Annotated in this window: 15 protein-coding genes; 7 read left to right on the top strand and 8 right to left on the bottom strand. The window is 59.5% G+C overall.

Annotated features, from left to right (window positions below; all coding sequences use genetic code 11):
• Nucleotides 1-44: 44 nt before the first annotated feature.
• Nucleotides 45-3,713 (top strand): multifunctional oxoglutarate decarboxylase/oxoglutarate dehydrogenase thiamine pyrophosphate-binding subunit/dihydrolipoyllysine-residue succinyltransferase subunit, encoded by a 3,669-nt coding sequence (locus HMPREF3042_RS06320; protein WP_070601571.1) that lies wholly within the window; start codon nt 45-47, stop codon nt 3,711-3,713.
• A gap of 366 nt (nt 3,714-4,079) precedes the next feature.
• On the opposite strand, the gene HMPREF3042_RS06315 is transcribed toward HMPREF3042_RS06320, so the two are convergent.
• Nucleotides 4,080-4,835, bottom strand: coding sequence for a type 2 periplasmic-binding domain-containing protein (locus tag HMPREF3042_RS06315; protein ID WP_070601572.1), 756 nt, complete (start codon nt 4,833-4,835; stop codon nt 4,080-4,082).
• Between the two features lie 190 nt (nt 4,836-5,025).
• On the opposite strand from HMPREF3042_RS06315, the gene HMPREF3042_RS06310 reads away from it, so the two are divergent.
• Nucleotides 5,026-6,102 carry a magnesium and cobalt transport protein CorA gene (locus HMPREF3042_RS06310; RefSeq protein ID WP_224786570.1) on the top strand — a complete coding sequence of 359 codons (1,077 nt, stop codon included), beginning with the start codon at nt 5,026-5,028 and terminating at the stop codon, nt 6,100-6,102.
• Between the two features lie 43 nt (nt 6,103-6,145).
• Here HMPREF3042_RS06310 and HMPREF3042_RS06305 read toward each other — a convergent pair whose 3' ends face one another.
• Nucleotides 6,146-6,628, bottom strand: coding sequence for a YflT domain-containing protein (locus HMPREF3042_RS06305; protein WP_038628373.1), 483 nt, complete (start codon nt 6,626-6,628; stop codon nt 6,146-6,148).
• Between the two features lie 319 nt (nt 6,629-6,947).
• On the opposite strand from HMPREF3042_RS06305, the gene HMPREF3042_RS06295 reads away from it, so the two are divergent.
• Nucleotides 6,948-8,081, top strand: coding sequence for an Mrp/NBP35 family ATP-binding protein (locus HMPREF3042_RS06295; RefSeq protein ID WP_070601573.1), 1,134 nt, complete (start codon nt 6,948-6,950; stop codon nt 8,079-8,081).
• A gap of 311 nt (nt 8,082-8,392) precedes the next feature.
• Here the strand turns inward: HMPREF3042_RS06295 and tatB are convergent, their stop codons facing one another.
• From tatB to sigE, 4 genes are all read right to left on the bottom strand, one after another.
• Entirely contained in the window at nt 8,393-9,019 is a 627-nt protein-coding gene (gene tatB / locus HMPREF3042_RS11140; protein WP_070856586.1) for a Sec-independent protein translocase protein TatB, read from the bottom strand.
• Nucleotides 9,020-9,131: 112 nt separating this feature from the next.
• On the bottom strand, nt 9,132-10,451 hold the full coding sequence (locus HMPREF3042_RS06285; protein ID WP_070856585.1) for a S1C family serine protease: 1,320 nt from the start codon (nt 10,449-10,451) through the stop codon (nt 9,132-9,134).
• Entirely contained in the window at nt 10,451-10,843 is a 393-nt protein-coding gene (locus tag HMPREF3042_RS06280; RefSeq protein ID WP_246822351.1) for an anti-sigma factor family protein, read from the bottom strand. Before HMPREF3042_RS06280 ends, HMPREF3042_RS06285 begins: the two co-directional genes overlap by 1 nt.
• A gap of 51 nt (nt 10,844-10,894) precedes the next feature.
• Entirely contained in the window at nt 10,895-11,548 is a 654-nt protein-coding gene (gene sigE / locus HMPREF3042_RS06275; RefSeq protein ID WP_070601626.1) for an RNA polymerase sigma factor SigE, read from the bottom strand.
• 158 nt (nt 11,549-11,706) lie between these two features.
• Here sigE and HMPREF3042_RS06270 point away from each other — a divergent pair, with 158 nt between their 5' ends.
• A complete protein-coding gene (locus tag HMPREF3042_RS06270; protein ID WP_049193703.1) occupies nt 11,707-12,381 on the top strand; it encodes an O-methyltransferase in 675 nt (224 codons plus the stop codon).
• 300 nt (nt 12,382-12,681) lie between these two features.
• On the opposite strand, the gene glgC is transcribed toward HMPREF3042_RS06270, so the two are convergent.
• Nucleotides 12,682-13,899, bottom strand: coding sequence for a glucose-1-phosphate adenylyltransferase (gene glgC / locus HMPREF3042_RS06265; protein ID WP_038628357.1), 1,218 nt, complete (start codon nt 13,897-13,899; stop codon nt 12,682-12,684).
• 112 nt (nt 13,900-14,011) lie between these two features.
• Here glgC and glgA point away from each other — a divergent pair, with 112 nt between their 5' ends.
• From glgA to budA, 3 genes are all read left to right on the top strand, one after another.
• Nucleotides 14,012-15,208: a glycogen synthase gene (gene glgA / locus HMPREF3042_RS06260; RefSeq protein WP_070856584.1), complete on the top strand. Its 1,197-nt coding sequence runs from the start codon at nt 14,012-14,014 to the stop codon at nt 15,206-15,208.
• Between the two features lie 212 nt (nt 15,209-15,420).
• Nucleotides 15,421-16,944, top strand: coding sequence for a glycoside hydrolase family 5 protein (locus HMPREF3042_RS06255; RefSeq protein WP_070856583.1), 1,524 nt, complete (start codon nt 15,421-15,423; stop codon nt 16,942-16,944).
• Nucleotides 16,945-17,095: 151 nt separating this feature from the next.
• Complete coding sequence (gene budA, locus HMPREF3042_RS06250; RefSeq protein ID WP_070856582.1) at nt 17,096-17,836, top strand: acetolactate decarboxylase; 741 nt, start codon at nt 17,096-17,098, stop codon at nt 17,834-17,836.
• 3 nt (nt 17,837-17,839) lie between these two features.
• On the opposite strand, the gene HMPREF3042_RS06245 is transcribed toward budA, so the two are convergent.
• Nucleotides 17,840-18,715 carry a methyltransferase domain-containing protein gene (locus tag HMPREF3042_RS06245; protein WP_038629489.1) on the bottom strand — a complete coding sequence of 292 codons (876 nt, stop codon included), beginning with the start codon at nt 18,713-18,715 and terminating at the stop codon, nt 17,840-17,842.
• Nucleotides 18,716-18,872 lie beyond the last annotated feature (157 nt).

Here is an 18,872-nt window from a genome sequence, read left to right as displayed (position 1 = left end):
ACGTGAGTTAGTAAAACTAAGACGAAAAGAGGCGAGTACCTGCCGTGAGCAGCGACATGAGCTTCGGCCAGAACGAATGGCTGGTCGACGAGATGTACCAGCAATTCCAGAAGGATCCACAATCTGTGGGTCAGGAATGGCGCGAATTCTTCGCAACCCACACCCCGTCCCAAAAGGACGGGGACCTTTCCAACATGGCAAAGCCAGCAGCAGCCACGAAGGAGGAAGCTAAGGCAACCGGACGTCGTGAGTCCAAGGGGGTCGAACCAACCAAGACCCCGAACAAGCCGGCGTCTCCGAAGCCGAAGAAGTCCCCGATGGATGCAGCAGCCAAGGTTTCGGCTGTTGAATCCGGCGAGGAGCCTCTGAAGGGCGTCGCACGGGCTATCGCTAAGAACATGGATGTCTCCCTGGAGATGCCGACTGCTACGTCGGTTCGCGATATGCCGGCCCGTCTGATGTTTGAAAACCGCACCCTGGTTAACAATCATCTGGCACGCGCCCGCGGCGGCAAGATTTCCTTCACCCACATCATTGGTTACGCCATGGTGAAGGCTGTCATGCTCCACCCGGATATGAACAACAACTACAAGGTGGTTGACGGCAAGCCAGTTCTGGTTACCCCGGAACACATTAACCTCGGCCTGGCCATTGATATGCCAGCTAAGGATGGCTCTCGTTCTCTCGTAGTTGCCGCTATCCGTGAGTGTGAGACCCTGACCTTCAAGCAGTTCGTCGACGCCTACGAGGACATCGTCGTTCGTGCTCGCCACGGCAAGCTGACCGGTAAGGACTTCCAGGGTGTCACCATTTCCCTGACCAACCCGGGCGGCATTGGCACTCGTCACTCCGTCCCGCGCCTGACCAAGGGCCAGGGCGCGATTATCGGTGTCGGTTCCATGGATTACCCGGCTGAGTTCGCTGGTGCTTCCGCTGACCGTCTGGCAGAGATGGGCATCGGCAAGCTGGTGACCATCACCTCTACTTACGATCACCGCATTATCCAGGGTGCAGAGTCCGGCGAGTTCCTGCGTACGATGAGCAACCTGCTTGTCGACGACAAGTTCTGGGATCACATCTTCCAGACCATGCGCGTCCCGTACACCCCAATCCGTTGGGCACAGGACCTGCCGAACACGGGTATCGACAAGAACACCCGCGTTATGCGTCTGATTGAGGCCTACCGCTCCCGCGGTCACCTGTTGGCTGACATCGACCCGCTGCGTTCTGACCAGCCGAATACTTCCGCTCCGAACCACGCTGACCTCGATATCGAGGAGCACGGTCTGACCCTGTGGGATCTGGACCGCACCTTCAACGTCGGTGGTTTCGGCGGCAAGGAGACGATGACGCTGCGCGAGGTGCTTTCTCGCCTGCGCAACGCATACTGCCTCAAGGTCGGTTCCGAGTACGCTCACATTCTCGACCGCGAAGAGCGCGAGTGGCTGGAAGAGCGCCTTGAGGGCGGCCAGCCGAAGCCGTCCCACGCTGAGCAGAAGTACATCCTGCAGAAGCTGAACGCCGCCGAGGCATTCGAGAACTTCCTGCAGACCAAGTACGTCGGACAGAAGCGCTTCTCCCTTGAGGGCGCAGAGTCGCTGATTCCGCTGATGGACTCCGCCATCGATACCGCTGCTGGTGCTGACCTCGATGAGGTCGTCATCGGTATGCCACACCGCGGTCGACTGAACGTGCTCGCAAACATCGTCGGCAAGCCACTGCGCCAGATCTTCACCGAGTTCGAAGGCAACATCGACCCGGCACAGGTCGGCGGTTCTGGTGACGTCAAGTACCACCTGGGCACTACTGGCCGTCACATCCAGATGTTCGGCGAAGGCGAGATCGACGTCACCCTGACTGCGAACCCGTCCCACCTCGAAGCCGTCAACCCGGTCGTTGAGGGTCTTGCTCGTGCACGCCAGGACAAGATCAACAAGGGCGAAGAGGGCTACTCCGTCATGCCGCTGCTGCTGCACGGTGACGCTTCCTTCGCCGGCCTGGGCATTGTCCAGGAGACCCTGAACCTCATGTCCCTGCGTGGTTACAAGGTCGGCGGTACCGTCCACATCGTGGTGAACAACCAGATTGGCTTCACCACTTCACCGGACTCCGGTCGCTCCTCCTACTACGCAACCGACATCGCCAAGGCCTACGGCTGCCCGGTCTTCCACGTCAACGGTGACGACCCGGAGGCTGTCGTCTGGGTCGGCCAGCTGGCTGTTGAGTACCGTAACCGCTACGGCAAGGACGTCTTCATCGACCTGGTCTGCTACCGCAAGCGCGGCCACAACGAGGCCGATGACCCGTCCATGACTCAGCCGCTGATGTACAAGATCATCGACGAGAAGGAAAGCGTTCGCGCTCAGTACACCGAGGACCTCATCGGTCGCGGTGATATCTCCGAGGAAGAGTACGAAGCAGTACGCCGAGACTTCCACGACCAGATGGAAGCGGTCTTCAACGAGGTCCGCGCAGCTCAGGACGCGAAGCCGGGTGAGCAGCACGGTATTGCAGGCTCCCAGCCGCTGCCGCACGGTCTGGAAACCGGCATTGACAAGGCAGAGATTGTCGAGATTGGTCAGTCCTACGTCAACCTCCCTGAGGGCTTCAAGATTCACCCACGTGTTGCGCCGGTCGCTAAGAAGCGCGCGGAGATGACTCAGGAAGGTGGCATCGACTGGGGTATGGCCGAGCTGCTGGCAATCGGCTCCTTCACCGGTGCTGGCATCGACGTCCGCTTCGCAGGTGAGGATGTCCGCCGCGGTACCTTTACCTCCCGTCACGCAGTTCTGATTGACTCCGAGGACGGTTCGGAATACAACCCGATCGATGCCTACGGTAAGTCCAAGAACGGTGGCCGCTTCATGATCTACAACTCGGCCCTGACCGAGTACGCAGGCATGGGCTTCGAGTACGGCTACACCCTGGGCAACCCGGATGCAGCAGTGTTCTGGGAGGCACAGTTCGGTGACTTCGCCAACGGTGCTCAGACCACCATTGACCAGTACGTTTCCTCCGGTGAGGCCAAGTGGGGTCAGACCTCCAAGCTGATTCTGCTGCTGCCGCACGGCTACGAGGGCATGGGCCCGGACCACTCTTCGGCACGTATCGAGCGCTTCCTGCAGCTCGCAGCCGAGGGTTCCTACACCGTTGCTCAGCCGTCCGAGCCGGCTAACTACTTCCACCTGCTGCGTCGCCACGTCCTGTCCGACCTGCACCGTCCGCTGGTTGTGTTCTCTCCGAAGTCGATGCTGCGCAACAAGATGGCAGCGTCCGCTGTCGAGGACTTCACTAACCCGAACAAGTTCCGCTCGGTCATCGATGACCCGAACTTCGAGTCCAAGGACAAGTCCGGCATCAAGACCCTGCTGCTCTGCTCCGGCAAGATCTACTGGGAGCTGGAGAAGAAGCGCAAGAAGGACAAGCGCGACGACATCGCAATCGCTCGCCTGGAGATGCTGCACCCGTTGCCGCACAACCGTCTCCGCGACCTCTTCGAGTCTTACCCGGATCTTGAGGAAGTCCGCTGGGTCCAGGATGAGCCGGCTAACCAGGGCCCATGGCCATTCCTGGCTCTGAACCTCCCAGAGGCTCTGCCGGATATGCCGAAGCTGACTCGCGTTTCCCGCCGTGCGCAGTCCTCCACCGCAACTGGTGTGGCCAAGGTCCACCAGATTGAGGAGAAGGCACTGCTGGAAGAGGCCCTCAAGTAGGTCTCACCGGCTGGTTTTCACTGGCTGGCGTGTAAACGCTAAGGGGCTCCAACCACTCGGTTGGAGCCCCTTAGTCGTTGTCTAGCAATTGTCAGACGCACAGTAGATAAAGGTTAATAGACAAAATGCGTGACCGGTCGGCGTGTCACCGGGCCGGCACCATTTGCTACTTAGCCCTCAATGCGAGTTACTGACTGCGTTTATGACAAAAATGACCTGAAAAATGGCATGAAAGTGCCATAAACTCACACAGTTTCACATTTGCAGCCCGCATTCATGGGTTAATCAACACACATGGGGACAGCCAAGAGCAGCCAACAGCGGATACGCGTCAGATACCGCCGCAACTAGCCCCCGCCGCCCCGGCTACGCCTTATCCAGCCACTCCTGAGCGACCAACTCAGGACTGGCGCCACCAGCCACAGCCCGGGTCATCAGCTTTAAATCCTCGGTGCTCAAAGAACCAGCAATCTCATTGAGCACTCGGACTCGATCGTTCCGGTCCAACGCTGGCTTGACGTAGAACGGCACAAGCCATTGCGGCAAGTCAGCCCCAGCATTGTCAGCTGACACATCTGCGCAGCCCTGTGCCATGCCCGCATCGGTGGCCATAACTTCACCCGGCAACGACCGCGAAAATGCGTCGTAAACACGGTCTCGCCACTCGCCGCTGAACTGCTTGTCCGGGGTGGAGTCATCGGCGTACTCCTCAGCCAGCGAAGCCGCGGACGCGGAATCGCTCAGGCCGAGCAGCTCACCTGTGCAGCCGAAGGAGACCAGGACCGCTTCATTGCGTACGGCCCGCAACCGGTCATCAGCATCGCGAATGCCTACGACCTCCGCTTGCCGCCCTATCCTCTCAAAGCTTTGCGCATACAGATACGCAAGAGCTGCCTGCTCGGGGTTGCGTAGGTCTGCCCCGACAGTCACTACCGCCTCCTGTTCGGGAGGAACGGGCATCTGCGGATCCAAATCAGAACATGCGGCAAGACCGAACCCCGCTGCCCCAGCGACCAATGCCAGGGCGCTAAAAGTGCACGCAGTAGCCTTGGAGCTCCCCTTGCACCCCATTGAGCGGATGCGAAAGTGGAACCCGGCGTTCGCACGTCTAAAATCAATCATCGACACCAGCGTAACCTACGAACGGATTGTGAGGTCACCCAGAATGGGCGATGAGAAAAGCCGCAACAACAGCGCTTCGTCAAAGGCTCGCAATCCGCGAACTAACTCGGTCAGTAAAAGCCAAACGCCGTCGGCCACAGCAAAACCCGGCAAAACTGCTCGGGCAACGAATGCAGCTAAATCCGCAGCAATGTCAGCTGTCTCGAAGGTGACGCGCACCAACGGATCGTCGTCAAGCGTGGGAGAAACGCAGTCGGAGGCGGTGCGCGATGCCCTGCGCGATTGCGGCGTCTACATCGGCGGCAAGCGTTTGCCGGGCACCTACGACCACTTCTCCGGTCTGTCCGAGGTGCGTAATTTTGGCGAGGGCTTCACGTGGCTGTCGCTATCGCGCCCCAACGCGACACAGATGGACGCCATCGCTGAGCTTTACGGGCTCGATGAGCTGACGGTGGAGGACGCACTGACTAACCGCCAGCGCCCCAAGATTGAGATCCACGATGATCACGTGGTTTTTGTGATTCGCTCGATTCACTACTCCCCGGAAGGTCTCGCGGACGACGAAAATGAAATCATTCGCTCTGGCCAGCTGATGATTGTTATCGGCCAGGAGTACGTCATTACCATTCGCATGGGCATGCCGAGCTCGGATATGCAGCGCATTAGCGCACGCGTGGAGAACACCACCGACGCCATCGACTACGGTCCCGCGGGCGTGCTGTGGGCGCTGACGGACAACCTCGTCGATGCGTACCTGCGCATTGCGTTGCAGCTGGAAGATCGCGTGGAGATTATGGAAGATGCCGTCTTCGAGCCGAATTTGGTGTCGGATATTGAGGACATTTACATCCTCAAACGAGAGATTCTGGAGATGCGCCACGCAATCGATCCGCTGACGCCGGCGCTGCGCTCCCTGATGAATCTGCGAGAAGACATCATGCCTAAGGACGTCAGCCGTTATCTTTCCGATGTTCTCGACCACCAGCTCGCCGCGGCGGACCTCGTAGCCGGACTCGACGAACGCCTCTCCTCCCTCATCGACGCCGCCGCAGTGAAGATCCAGCTGCAGCAGAACCAGGACATGCGTACTATCTCGGCATACGCGGCTATTCTCGCCGTGCCAACCGCCCTGGCCGGTATCTACGGCATGAACTTCGACCGCATGCCCGAACTGCACTGGGAGTACGGGTACTTCATCGTCCTCGCCATCATGTTCGCCATTGTGGCGTTTTTGGTGTGGCTCCTGCGCCGCAACAAGTGGCTGTAGTTTCCGCTTCTGGCAGGCAACGCTTTACGACGAGTACAACAACCTACCCGCGGTTCCCACCGAGAGCCCGCTGCGCCAACAGGTCGCGGGCGCGCTCGGCATTGCGGGGATTGCACAAGACGTCGTAGCGACGAGCAACAATCTCCGTGGTGGTGGAGAAATCCCGCTTGCCGTTTTGCATGGCGTATGGGACTGCGGCCAGCACGATGCCAAAGATGGCGCCCATCCCGAGGCCAACAATCAACGGGCTAACCCAATCTTCCTGGAAAAGCCCCAGAATCAGGCCGAAGAACAGGCCCATCCATAGGCCGTACAGCGCGCCACCACCGAGCACTTTCGGCCAGGTCAACCGACCTACGACGCGCTCCACCTGCATCAGGTCAACGCCGACGATGGTGAGGTCGGAAACCGGGAACTCATCGCGATCGCTGAGCGAATCCACCGCGGCCTGGGCATCGGCGTAGTTGGTGAAGCTACCCACCGGCCACCCCTCGGGCACCTGCCGCTGAGGCAACCGGGACTTCATGCTCCGCTCCCGGCCGCTCCCCCAGCCGCTGTTCGCTTCCCCATTTGCCATCGGTACTTTCACCGTTCCCTTGCAGTTGTTGTCACAGCAATTGGTGACTCAGTTGCTGAAAATATTGCTAAAACTATCGCTAAAAAGCGTTCTATCAAGGACAACGCCTGACAGTTTCCAATTGTTCCACCGTCTGGCCCGCCACCAGTTCCACTGCCACCGCGCTTGTCGGAAGGGTTGGGCGCTGTAACCGTCGTAAAGCGGAAAACTGCTGATTTTGTCAGTAGTTCTTTGTCTTACGGGGTCTCACGATAAGATTCACTACATAATGTCTACGATTACTGAAGCTGAAGTTCGCACCGCCCTGGCGCAGGTCGAAGATCCTGAGGTACGTCGCCCGATTACCGAGATTGGCATGGTCAAGTCCATCTCGGTGGCGGACAACAACGACGTGGCCGTGGAGATTTACCTCACCATCGCCGGTTGCCCCATGAAAAACACCATCATCGAGCGCACCGAAGACGCGCTCAACGGTCTCGAGGGCGTTGGCAACGTCACCGTCACCACCGATGTGATGAATGACGAGCAGCGCCGCGAGTTCCGCAACGCCGTCCGCGGTACCGCCTCCGAGCCGGTGATCCCATTCGCCCAGCCGGACTCCCGCACCCGCGTGTTCGCCGTCGCCTCCGGTAAGGGTGGCGTTGGTAAGTCCTCTGTGACCGTGAACCTCGCCGCTGCGCTGGCCGCGAAGGGCCTGTCTGTCGGTGTCCTCGATGCCGACGTCTACGGACACTCCATCCCGCACATGATGGGCTCCGAGGAAAAGCCGCACCAGGTCGACGACATGATTATGCCCCCGCAGGCGCACGGCGTGTCACTGATTTCGATCGGACACTTCGTCGACGACAACGCACCGGTTGTCTGGCGTGGGCCAATGCTGCACCGCGCTATCCAGCAGTTCCTCGCGGACGTGTTCTGGGGCGACTTGGACGTCCTGCTATTCGACCTACCTCCGGGAACCGGCGACATCGCCATCTCCGTGGCGCAGCTCGTGCCGAACGCTGAGCTGCTGATTGTTACTACCCCGCAGATGGCCGCCGCCGAAGTTGCCGAGCGCGCCGGCACCATTTCGCTGCAGACCCGCCAGCGGATCGCCGGTGTCATTGAGAACATGAGCTGGATGGAAATGCCCGACGGCTCCAAGATGGAGGTCTTCGGCACAGGCGGCGGCGAGACCGTTGCCCGTCGTCTTACCCAGATCACCGGCGGTAAGGTCGAGCTGCTCGGCCAGGTGCCGCTGGACACCGAGCTCCGCGAGGGCGGCGACAAGGGCACCCCGATTGTCCTATCCAAGCCGGATTCGGGCGCGGGCGAGGCCCTGAACGCTATCGCCGACAAGCTGGTTGTTCGTCGCGAGTCGCTCGCAGGCAAGTCGCTAGGCTTGGGCGTGACGCCGAAGTAGTCCTTCGCTTTACGACGATCATAGCGACGCCCCCTCCCCGGTATTTTCAGTGCCGGGAAGGGGGCCTTTGCTCATTGTGGCTGCAGTGTCTGGGGCGTATGTGGTTTGGGTGTTTTCGGCGGTGTAGGTGTTTTCGGCGGTCCGGGGTTTGCGGGCGGTGCTGGTGGTGTTTTCGGCGGTGCTGGTGGCGCATCCGCCGAAGCGGCTGCGTGCACTTACTGACTAGGTTTATGACAGTTTCATGGCAAAATTTGTGCTCAAAGTGTCATAAACCTAGTCAGTAACTTGCGATCGGGAACGGTTTGCAACCTCTATAGGTTGTCGTCGTCGACCCAGGCCTGCACCCCACGGGGCTGCTGAGGTTGTTGCGGCTGCTGTGGTGATTGCTGTGCCTGCTGTTGGCGGGCCTGGGCAACTGGATCCTGCCACGTTCCTGGCTGCTGGGCGGGCTGCTGGGCGGGCTGCTGAGCCGACTGAGGGACCGGCTGCTGCGACGGAGCCGGCTGCACTGGCTGGCTCATGTTGGGCTGCTGGTACTGCTGGCCTGCGGCACCAGTTGCTCCAGCCGCACCAGCTACTCCAGAGGATCCACCGGCTCCGGCAGCTCCGGCTGCACCCGTTCCGCCGCCACCCGCTGCGGGCTTACCGGAGAGCATGTCCAGGTAGGTGTCATCGCCGTCGAAAAGCGTCCTGGTGATGGCGGTCTTCGGGTTGAGACGACGGAGATCGTTAAGCTCCTGCAGCGGCTTGCGAAGATCGTCGAAGTCTTCACCGAACTCATCCGAGAGGTTATCGCGTGCATCATTGATTGCGGTGCGCGCAGCCAGAAGCAATGCGCGGACGTCCTCAATTACCTTCGGCAACCGCTCAGGTCCAATGAGAATTAGTCCGAGGATAAAGAGGACGAGAATCTCGCCCCAGCCAACATTAGAAAACACGTTATACCACCTTAGTTACAGTGCACCTCGCATGCAGCATTGCGCGGCCAAATCCGCCAAATCCCACGAAACCAGCCAACCCCAGGCAAGTCCAAGCAAAACCAGCGCCACCCTACTCCGGCGTGATCTTTGCCTCCAGCTCGGCTCCATGGCGAACGATCTTCAATACCGCCTCATTACCAGCGCCAACAGTCCACAGCGCCACCGTGAGCTCATCTGCGGACGATACCGCGCGGTCTCCCACAGCCGTAATCACGTCGCCTTCCTGCAGGTCTTCCCGATCAGCGACACCTCCCGGCAGGATGCTGGCAATCTCGGCACCAGTCAGTGCGCCATTGGAAACCGTGCGCGCTGTCACGCCGATCCCCGGATAAACCGGCTTCTCACCGGCAATGAGCTGCTCAGCGATGGCAACGGCTGAATTGATCGGGATCGCAAAGCCCAACCCCTGTGAGCCACCCGAGCTACTGAAAATCACTGTATTAATACCAATAATGGCACCTCGGATATCCACCAGCGGACCACCCGAGTTACCCGGGTTAATCGAAGCATCGGTCTGAATCGCATCAGCGTAGCCGTCCGTGTCGGTCCCCTCAGCGGCCAGGCGCACCGGGCGATTAAGCGCCGAGACAATGCCCGAAGTCACCGTTCCGCCCAGCCCCTGCGGCGAGCCCATCGCAATCACTGTGTCACCGACCGCAACCGCATTGGAATCACCAAGCTGCGCCACGGTCAGCCCCGCAACATCTTCGACCTTAATTACGGCAAGGTCGGTCTTCGGGTCGCGGCCAATAATCTTGGCCGGTACCTCTTTCAGCTTGCCACCGTCCCAAAACGTTACCGAGACCTGCATATCCTGCCGGTCCGCCACCGCCGAAACGACATGGTTATTCGTCAAAATATGACCGCCACCATCAATGACAAACCCCGAGCCCACGCCCGAAACCTCACCGGCACTGACCGCAATCGACACCACCGCGGGACGAAGAGTCTCCGCCACCTTGCCGATTTCGGTCAAATCGCCGTTGCCCGGCCGCCCCTCGATCTGCTGCAGCTCCACACGCTGATAGTCCGAGCGGAAAGTCTTGCCAGCCCAACCGCCAACAAAGCCACCAACACCGCCAATCAGCAGCACCACAGCCGACGACGCCGCAATCACACGCCACGGCACCTCACGGCCAAAAATCACTTCCCGCGCGCTGACGCGGGGGGCCATCTTCGGGCGAGGTTTCTTCTTCGCTTCGGGTTTGCGGGCCGGACGCCCCGTCGTCATGCGTGACGACGAATCCTGCCACGGCGAATACTCTTGGGCGGTGGCACTGGTGTCGTCGTCAAGCTTATGCCCTGGCGCACGCTGTAGCCCACCAGTTGCGGCGGCACGATCGGCGTCCGGGGCAAACGCGGAATCATCGAAAGCGCGATGTTTGCCCACTAGTGACTACCACCTTTACGAAAACCGCGAACAATCTGCTCCAACGCAGCGCTCAGCGACTCCGGCGGACGGTGCGCGAGATGCCGCGCCGACCTATGGGTCTCTGAGTCCTCGCAGCTGCCTGCGAAATCAGCAATACGAGCGCGCAGCTCAGCTGGAATGTGCAAGGCCGCGCTATCACGCAGACGCTTGGCTGCCTGCCGCTGCTTCGCGACCTCCCGGCGACATTCCGGGCATGCCATCAGGTGCGCCTGCGCACGTCGCTCAGCTACGACCGACAACTCGCCGTCAACAAAAGCGGCAATTGCCTCGGTACCGAGATGCTCCGTTGACAAAAAACGCTTGTCATCGCCCTGCTGAATCACAGACTGCAGCACCTCCAGAAATCGCACCTATTTAACTAGCCCCACAATAGCCGCTCCCACGGATTGAGTGCGGGAAAACTAGCCTGCGGTGACCGACTCCGGCAGCTCCTGCCGGTGCCTCTCCAGACGCTCCAACGTCGCCCGCAAGCTGGAACGTGCCCGGTGAATGCGCGAACGCACGGTGCCCATCTTGAGCCCAAGGGTGTTAGCAATTTCCTCGTAGGTCAGCCCCACCACATCACAGAGGACAACCACCGCGCGATAGTCCGGCTGCAGCTCAGCCAGCGCGATTTCCAAATCAGGATCGAGCATCGCATCATCGACGGCCTGCTCCGGCGTCTTCAGCGTGCCCGGGACGCGGTCGTAGTTCTCCGGCAACGCCTCCATCCGGATCACCTGCCGATGCCGGACCATATCCAAAAACAGGTTAGTGGTAATCCGATGCAGCCAGCCTTCAAAAGTGCCGGGACGGTATGACTTCAGCGAGCGGAACACACGCATGAATGTCTCCTGCGTCAGGTCTTCCGCGTCCTGCTGGTTACCAGTCAACCGATATGCGAGCCCGTAAACACTATCCGCGTGGGCTTGGACAAGTTCCGACCACGACGGCATCTCTCCCACACCTGCGTCAAAAGCTGCGGTGCCGGACAGTTGCTCAGTTGCGTCAGCGGACGGGGCGTCCTCGCGGCTGGCGCCTGCGCTGACTCGTTCGGACTTGACTCGTTCGGGCATGAGGTTCAGTGTTCCTTACCAACCTTAGGTTTGTAGTGACCTTACCCTGAAAATAGTTTGAGAGTCCAGACAAATTTGAGGCTTGTTTACCCACCTAGTCCGGCACTGACCGGCGCGCCCCGCTGCCCTGCTCGGAGTTTTTTCCTACGCTATAGAGCGTGTCCGAAACGAGTTCTTCTGCTACCCCGCTATCCGCACGTGACGCTATTGCACAGCATGTCAACAACACGACCGTAGTCTCCGAGGCCCTTGAAAGCGCCCGAGAGAGCGCTCGCGAATACGGAGTTGCCGTCCCCGATACGATGACCGGCGCCGCTTTGACCTCGCTCATGGCCCTGACCAGTGCCCGCCGCGACGGTCACCCCGCCGCTGTCATCGCATCGCCTGCAGCAGGCGTAGTCGGTTTGCACCTGGCCGCCGGTCTCGGCGATGACGGCGTTCTCACCTGCATCGACCCTGAGCTCGAGCACCAGTCTCTGGCAAAGTCCGCTTTCCGAGCCGCAGGCATCCGCCCCAACCGACAGCGCTTCCTGCCCTCGCAGCCACTGGAGGTCATGGATCGTCTGGCAGCCGACTCCTACGACTTGGTCTACTTGGACGTCGCCCCGGCAATCCTCCGCGCCGCACAGGAAAAGGCCTGGCCGCTGCTTCGCTCCGGTGGCGCGCTCGTCCTGACCGGCGCGCTCCTCGACGGCACTGTTGCTGACTCGTCACGCACTGACCGTGACACCGTCGCTGCCCGCGAAGCCGACGAATACATGCTCCAGCTTGACGACGCTTACGTGATGCGCCTCCCCCTAGCAGCCGGAACCACTGTGCTGGTGAAGAAGTAGTTTTCTACTGTTGGCCGACTGGCTGGCGGCCTCTGGCCAATGCGAGTTACTGACTGCATTTATGGCTGGCGGCGGCGGGCCGAGCCGAGTTACTGACTGCGTTTATGACAAAAATGGCTCGGAAAATAGCCTGAAAGTGTCATAAACTCACACAGTTTCACATTTGCAGCCCGTACCCCCACGTGCAGCCCACATTTTTGGAGTTGCCGGTTTTGGGGCTAGGTAGCAAAAGGGTTAAAAGAAAGAAGGCACGTACCCCACGGTACGTGCCTTCTTGCAGCCTGAGCCGGCTTTGACAGGCTAGATAACCTTGCCCTTACCGACGGCCACAACGCCACCAGCGCTGACCTTGAAGCGCTCTGCGTCCTTCTCCGGATCGACACCAATGATGGCGCCGTCGGAGACAACAACGTTCTTATCCAAGATCGCATGACGAACCACTGCTCCGCGGCCGACGCGCACACCTGGGAAGAGAACCGAGCCCTCCACCGTCGCGCCATCCTCGACCACGACGTTGGTGCTAATCACCGAGTTGCGAACTGTGCCACCAGAGACAATCGAACCGGCACCCACCATGGAAGCCTGAGCAATACCACCCTGGACGAACTTCGCCGGAGGCAGGTTCTCCTCCGAGAAGGTGTGGATTGGCCACTTCTTGTTGTAGAGGTTAAACACCGGGTGGACGGAAATCAGGTCCATATTGGCCTCGTAGAAGGCATCGATGGTACCGACGTCACGCCAGTAGCCCTTATCACGTTCGGTCTCACCCGGAACGTAGCTGTCCTTGAAGTCCCAGACGAAGGCCTCGCCCTCCTCTACCAACATCGGAATGATGTCTCCGCCCATGTCATGGTCGGAGTTTTCATCTTCCGAGTCACGCTTAATTGCGTCGATAAGCGCGGAGGTAGTGAAGATGTAGTTACCCATCGACGCGAACGTCGAGTCCGGGTCATCCGGGGTGCCAGGCGGATCAGCCGGCTTCTCCAGGAACTCGGTGATTCGGTTGTTGTCATCCGCATCGATGACACCGAATGCGCTGGCCTCGGAGCGTGGGACACGGATACCAGCAACGGTAACGCCAGCGCCAGACTCGATGTGGGCCTCCAGCATCTGCTGCGGGTCCATACGGTAGACGTGGTCGGCACCGAAGACGATGACGTACTCCGGATCCTCGTCATAAACCAAATTCAGCGACTGCAGAATCGCGTCAGCCGAACCGGTGAACCAGCGCTTACCCAGACGCTGCTGAGCCGGCACCGGAGTGACGTACTGGCCGGTGATGCCGGACAGCTGCCACGCCTGCGAAATGTGACGGTCGAGCGAGTGGGACTTGTACTGGGTCAGCACACAGATCTTCAGGAAACCTGCGTTGACCAGGTTCGACAGCACGAAGTCGATAAGCCGATAGCTACCGCCGAACGGCACGGCGGGCTTAGCGCGGTCTTCCGTCAGCGGGAAGAGACGCTTGCCTTCGCCACCGGCAAGGACAATGGACAAAACATGTGGTTGACTCCTCACACCAACCAACCTATATGCGATTTACGTTCCTCGCTGCCAGCCTCCCCTCCCCACTACCCACACCCAGGCATACCAAGCGACGGAAATTGTCAAATCTGGTTACGCTGGAACTATGCGTGTTGCCATGATGACCAAGGAATACCCTCCGGAGATTTACGGCGGAGCAGGTGTTCACGTAACTGAACTGACTCGTTTCATGCGCGGCCTCGACGGCGTTGACGTCGATGTGCACTGCATGGGTGCTCCTCGCGATGAGGCGGATGTATATGTCCACGGCGTTGACCCGGAGCTGAAGGATGCCAACGCCTCGATTAAAACGCTGTCCACGGGTTTGCGCATGGCTGATGCCGCTGCGGCAACCGACATTGATGTCGTCCACTCTCACACCTGGTACTCAGGCCTGGGTGGCCATCTCACCGGTCTGCTCAAGGGCATTCCACACGTGGCTACCGCGCACTCGTTGGAGCCGCACCGCCCATGGAAGCGCGAGCAGCTCGGCGGCGGTTACGACGTTTCCAGCTGGTCCGAGCGCAATGCTATGGAGTACGCAGACGCTGTCATTGCTGTCTCCGCGCGTATGAAGGACGCCATCCTGGACGCCTACCCGCGTATCTCCCCCGACAAGGTCCACGTTGTCCTGAACGGTATCGACACCGAGCTGTGGTACCCACGCCCGACATGGGAAGAGTCCAAGGAACAGAACGGCTGGTCTGTCCTGGAGGAGCTCGGCGTTGACCCGTCTCGTCCGATGGTTGCGTTCGTCGGCCGCATCACCCGTCAGAAGGGTGTCGCTCACCTGGTCAAGGCCGCATCGCTTTTCGACGACGGTGTGCAGCTCGTTCTGTGCGCCGGCGCTCCGGACACCCCGGAAATCGCGAAGGAGACTGAGCAGCTCGTTCACGATCTCCAGGAGAAGCGCGATGGCATTTTCTGGGTGCAGGACATGCTGCCGAAGGAGAAGATCCAGGAGATCCTGACGGCCGCAGATTCCTTCGTCTGCCCATCGATCTACGAGCCGCTGGGCATCGTCAACCTCGAGGCTATGGCCTGTGGTACCGCCGTTGTCGCCTCTGATGTCGGCGGTATTCCGGAGGTTGTCGTCGATGGTGAAACCGGCACTTTAGTTCACTACGACGAGTCCGATCCGGAGGGCTTCGAACGAGGCATCGCTGCCGCTGTCAACAACATGGTCGCCGACCGTGACCGCGCTGCCAAGGTTGGCCAGGCGGGTAAGAAGCGCGCTGAGGAAGTGTTTAGCTGGGAGAACATCGCCAAGCAGACCGTCGACGTCTACAAGTCTTTGATGTAACAGGCTGATTGCCGCGCACCGTTTCTATGCCGCGACTGCGCACCGCACGGAGTCTCCTCATAAGGCCCATCGCTTCCAAAGAGGAAGCGATGGGCCTTTTTAGCCTTTTTACTAACCCCGTTCAGGACATTCACTTATGCGTTTGCCCACTTTTCTGAACCTAATTTGAGTTTTGGATGAATTTATCATTACTGGTCAATAGCATATTGAGTATGAGATTCACTAAGAAGGTGGCAGCAGTTGGTGCCACCATTGCCATAGCGCTAGCGGGTGCAGTACCGCATCAGGCGCTCGCTACAGAAGTAGCACCATCCCCTAGTACCGCTACCATCACCGAGCGTGGTCCCCTGGGACAGTCCGGCCGCTGGTTTACCGACGGTGATGGCCGAGCTTTCCTCACTCAGGGGTCGAACATCGTCTACAAGCACGATCCCTACACCCCCGAGGCCGGAGGCTTTAACGAGGACGACGCTGACTGGCTCGTGCAGCAGGGCTTCGACTCCATGCGAGTCGGCATTATCTGGAAAGCAGTAGAGCCAGAGCCCGGCGAGTACGACGACGAATACCTGGATTCCATTGCCCGCACCATTTCCATGCTCACTGAGCGTGGAATCGCGGTCTTGGTTGATGCCCACCAGGACATGTACAACGAGAAGTTTGAAGGCGAATTTGCCCCGGATTGGGCTGTCATTGACGACGGCGTTCCCAGCCTTCTGAAGGTTGGCTTCCCAACTAACCAGGCCCTCAATATCGGCCTCATTAGGGCATACGACAACTTCCTAAATAACCGCGAAGGACCGGGTGGCGTTGGGCTGCAGGAGCGTTACGCAGCCATGTGGGGCCATGTCGCAGAACGCCTTGGCGGCATGCCTGGACTGATGGGCTACGACATCATAAATGAACCGTGGCCAGGTTCGGCATACCCACTGTGCTACCTAGCTCTGGGCGACTGCGGTCCGGCTAAGGCAAAGCTCGATGAACTGCACCAGAAGGCTGCAGATCAGATCGTCGCCAAGGATGCAGACGCAATTGTCCACTACGAGCCCTACTCCATGTGGAACACTGGATTGAACACCGATCCGGCCGCCCCACAGGTTCCTGAAACCGCAGGTACGGCCCTCAGCTGGCATGTCTACTGCACCACTAACGCCCTGTTCAACACCTACACGGGTTGCGACTTCTTCGATGGCCGCGTCTTCGACAATGCAGAAATCGTCTCATCCGGTAACGGCTCGGCCACACTGCTTTCCGAGTTCGGCGCCACCGACGATGCCGATACCCTCAATGGCGTAATTTCGCTTGCCCGCCGCCACATGGTCGGCTGGCAGTACTGGTCCTACTGCGGATGCAACGACCCGACGACGCAGAACCAGAAGGAACAGGGCATGGTCTTCGACCCGACTGTTCCAGGACCTGTAGGTGCCGATGCCTTCAACCGCGACAAGATGACCATCCTCGCCGCTCCACACCTGCGGGCAGTCGCGGGCACCCCGCAGGCTACTGACTGGAACCGCGACACCCGAGTCTACGAGGCCAGCTGGAACAATAGCCGCGTCGATGGCACCGGATCTTTCGCACCTGGTTCCACCAGCGAGCTCGTTGTGCCCTCGATCAACTTCCCGAATGGGTTCACAGTGAATGTCGAAGGCGGTCACGCCACTGTCGCTGCCGATGGCCAGACCGTTCATATCGTCTCCACTGCTGACCAAGTGACAGTCACCATCCAGCCGAAGTAGAACCAACCGCTCGATTCACCAAATCGCGCCCTGTGGATTTTTCCGCAGGGCGTTTTTCTTGCCACGATTTCCTTACCCACAAGCCGACCGGACATCCAACAGACGACCCGCCCCAGCTTGGGCTACAAATATCGCGAATATAATAGCTTCCATGACCACTCACGAGAATTTTCCAACGGTCCGACACACAATTTTCCAAAACTCACTGATGTCCGCACTGCTCGATGGCATCTACGACGGCGAGATGACCATTGGCGAAATCCTTGGTCATGGAAACTTCGGCATCGGTACCTTCGACGGCCTCGATGGCGAAATGGTAATCCTCGACGGGGTCTGCTGGCAGGTGCGTCACGACGGCTCCGCAACCCGGGCCACCATGGATCAGCGCAGCCCCTACACGGTGGTGACCAACTTCGTCCCGCACACGGTGATGGATGCGCCGGAAAACCTGACTCGCAAGGAAATTAGCCCCATCATCGATTCCCTGGTGCCGAGCCAAAACTTTATGTACGCACTGCGGATTACCGGCGAATTTGAGTGGGTGAAGACTCGAACCGTCGTAAAGCAGGAAAAGCCGTACCAGAAGATGGTTGATGCGACGGAAGAAGACGCCTCGGTTGATTTTGAGAACCTGCAGGGCACGATTGCGGGCTTCCGCACGCCGGTCTATGAGAAGGGAATTTCGGTGCCCGGCTGTCACGTGCACTTCCTCGCGGAAGGCGGCACCGGCGGCGGGCATGTGCTGGACTTTAAGCTGCGCTCGGGCACTATCGAGTTGTGCCCGGGCACCGACCTGCAACTTCGCCTTCCGCTAACGGCGGAATTCTCGGATGCTGATCTGGATCCGGATGACCTGGATGAACAGATTCACAAAACCGAGGTCAAGGAGTAGGCGCTAGTCGCCCGGGCGCCCCAGACGGGTGACATAGGCACGGGCGGTGACGTGCATCTCTGCAGGTAGCGCTGCAATACGTTCCTGCAGCACCTCCGGGTGGATATGGCGTGCCGACGGGCTCATACCGATCTGAGCGGCAATTGCACTCTGGTTGAGGTTCATACCGAACTCCACCAGCTCCGGGTCACCAACAGGCACGAGGTGCCCCTCTGCCTGGGAAATCATGCGCTCGACCTTGCCGCGTTCGACATCGATGATGCCCAGCGGCTCACGAAGCTCGCCCAGGTGACCAGTAGTGGCAGTCAGAACCACGACCTGGCCGCCCGGCTTGAGCACGCGAGCGAACTCCTCCGCGTTGCGAGGTGCGAAGACAACCGTAAGCGCATCGATGGAGCCATCACGCAGCGGCAAACGCGCCCACGCATCGGCCACGACCGCACCGAGCCGCGGGTGACTCTTGGCCAGGTGCTTAGCGGCCGGCACGGACACGTCAATGCCTACGCCACGGGAATTGGGAATACTGTCCAGCGTGTGTGCGAGGTAGTAACCAGTGCCCGCACCGACTTCGCAGATGACTGGGCTGGCGGCCTCGGACACATTGGCGTCGTCAAGCACGTCCTGGACGTTGCCTGTAACTGCCTCAACGAATGGAGCATAGTGGCCACCAGAGAGGAACTCCTCTCGAGCGGTAATCATCTTGGCGTCATCGCCGGTGTAGCGCAGACCAGCCCCACCGGCGAGCGTAACGTAACCCTGGCGGGCGACATCATAGCTATGTCCGGATTCGGACTTCAGAGTCATTCGTTCGGCATCACCAAACTTCAAATCAGTGCCATCGATGGGGTCAGCAAGCACATCAATGATGTCAGCTAGCACGTCGGTCACTCCTCAAACTGAGCTAGAAAAATAATTTTCACTATCTTAGCCCGTGTCGAGCTCAGCCAAGTAACTCCAATGCGAGTTACTGACTGCATTTATGACAAAAATGGTCCGAAAAACGGCTGGTAGGGTCAGGCGGTCATTGCATCATGGA

It is taken from the genome of Corynebacterium sp. HMSC074C05, assembly GCF_001838325.1.
Lineage (GTDB): Bacteria > Actinomycetota > Actinomycetes > Mycobacteriales > Mycobacteriaceae > Corynebacterium > Corynebacterium amycolatum.
The sequence above is the reverse complement of the archived record's forward strand: the minus strand, read 5'-3'. Positions and strand labels throughout refer to the sequence as shown.

What these genes read in the sequence shown, in the direction of transcription:
- HMPREF3042_RS06315 (WP_070601572.1), bottom strand. Translation starts at nt 4,835, where the DNA reads ATGATTGATTTTAGACGTGCGAACGCCGGGTTCCACTTTCGCATCCGC.
- HMPREF3042_RS06310 (WP_224786570.1), top strand. Translation starts at nt 5,026, where the DNA reads ATGTCAGCTGTCTCGAAGGTGACGCGCACCAACGGATCGTCGTCAAGC.
- HMPREF3042_RS06305 (WP_038628373.1), bottom strand. Translation starts at nt 6,628, where the DNA reads ATGAAGTCCCGGTTGCCTCAGCGGCAGGTGCCCGAGGGGTGGCCGGTG.
- HMPREF3042_RS06295 (WP_070601573.1), top strand. Translation starts at nt 6,948, where the DNA reads ATGTCTACGATTACTGAAGCTGAAGTTCGCACCGCCCTGGCGCAGGTC.
- sigE (WP_070601626.1), bottom strand. Translation starts at nt 11,548, where the DNA reads ATGCCCGAACGAGTCAAGTCCGAACGAGTCAGCGCAGGCGCCAGCCGC.
- glgA (WP_070856584.1), top strand. Translation starts at nt 14,012, where the DNA reads ATGCGTGTTGCCATGATGACCAAGGAATACCCTCCGGAGATTTACGGC.
- HMPREF3042_RS06255 (WP_070856583.1), top strand. Translation starts at nt 15,421, where the DNA reads ATGAGATTCACTAAGAAGGTGGCAGCAGTTGGTGCCACCATTGCCATA.
- budA (WP_070856582.1), top strand. Translation starts at nt 17,096, where the DNA reads ATGACCACTCACGAGAATTTTCCAACGGTCCGACACACAATTTTCCAA.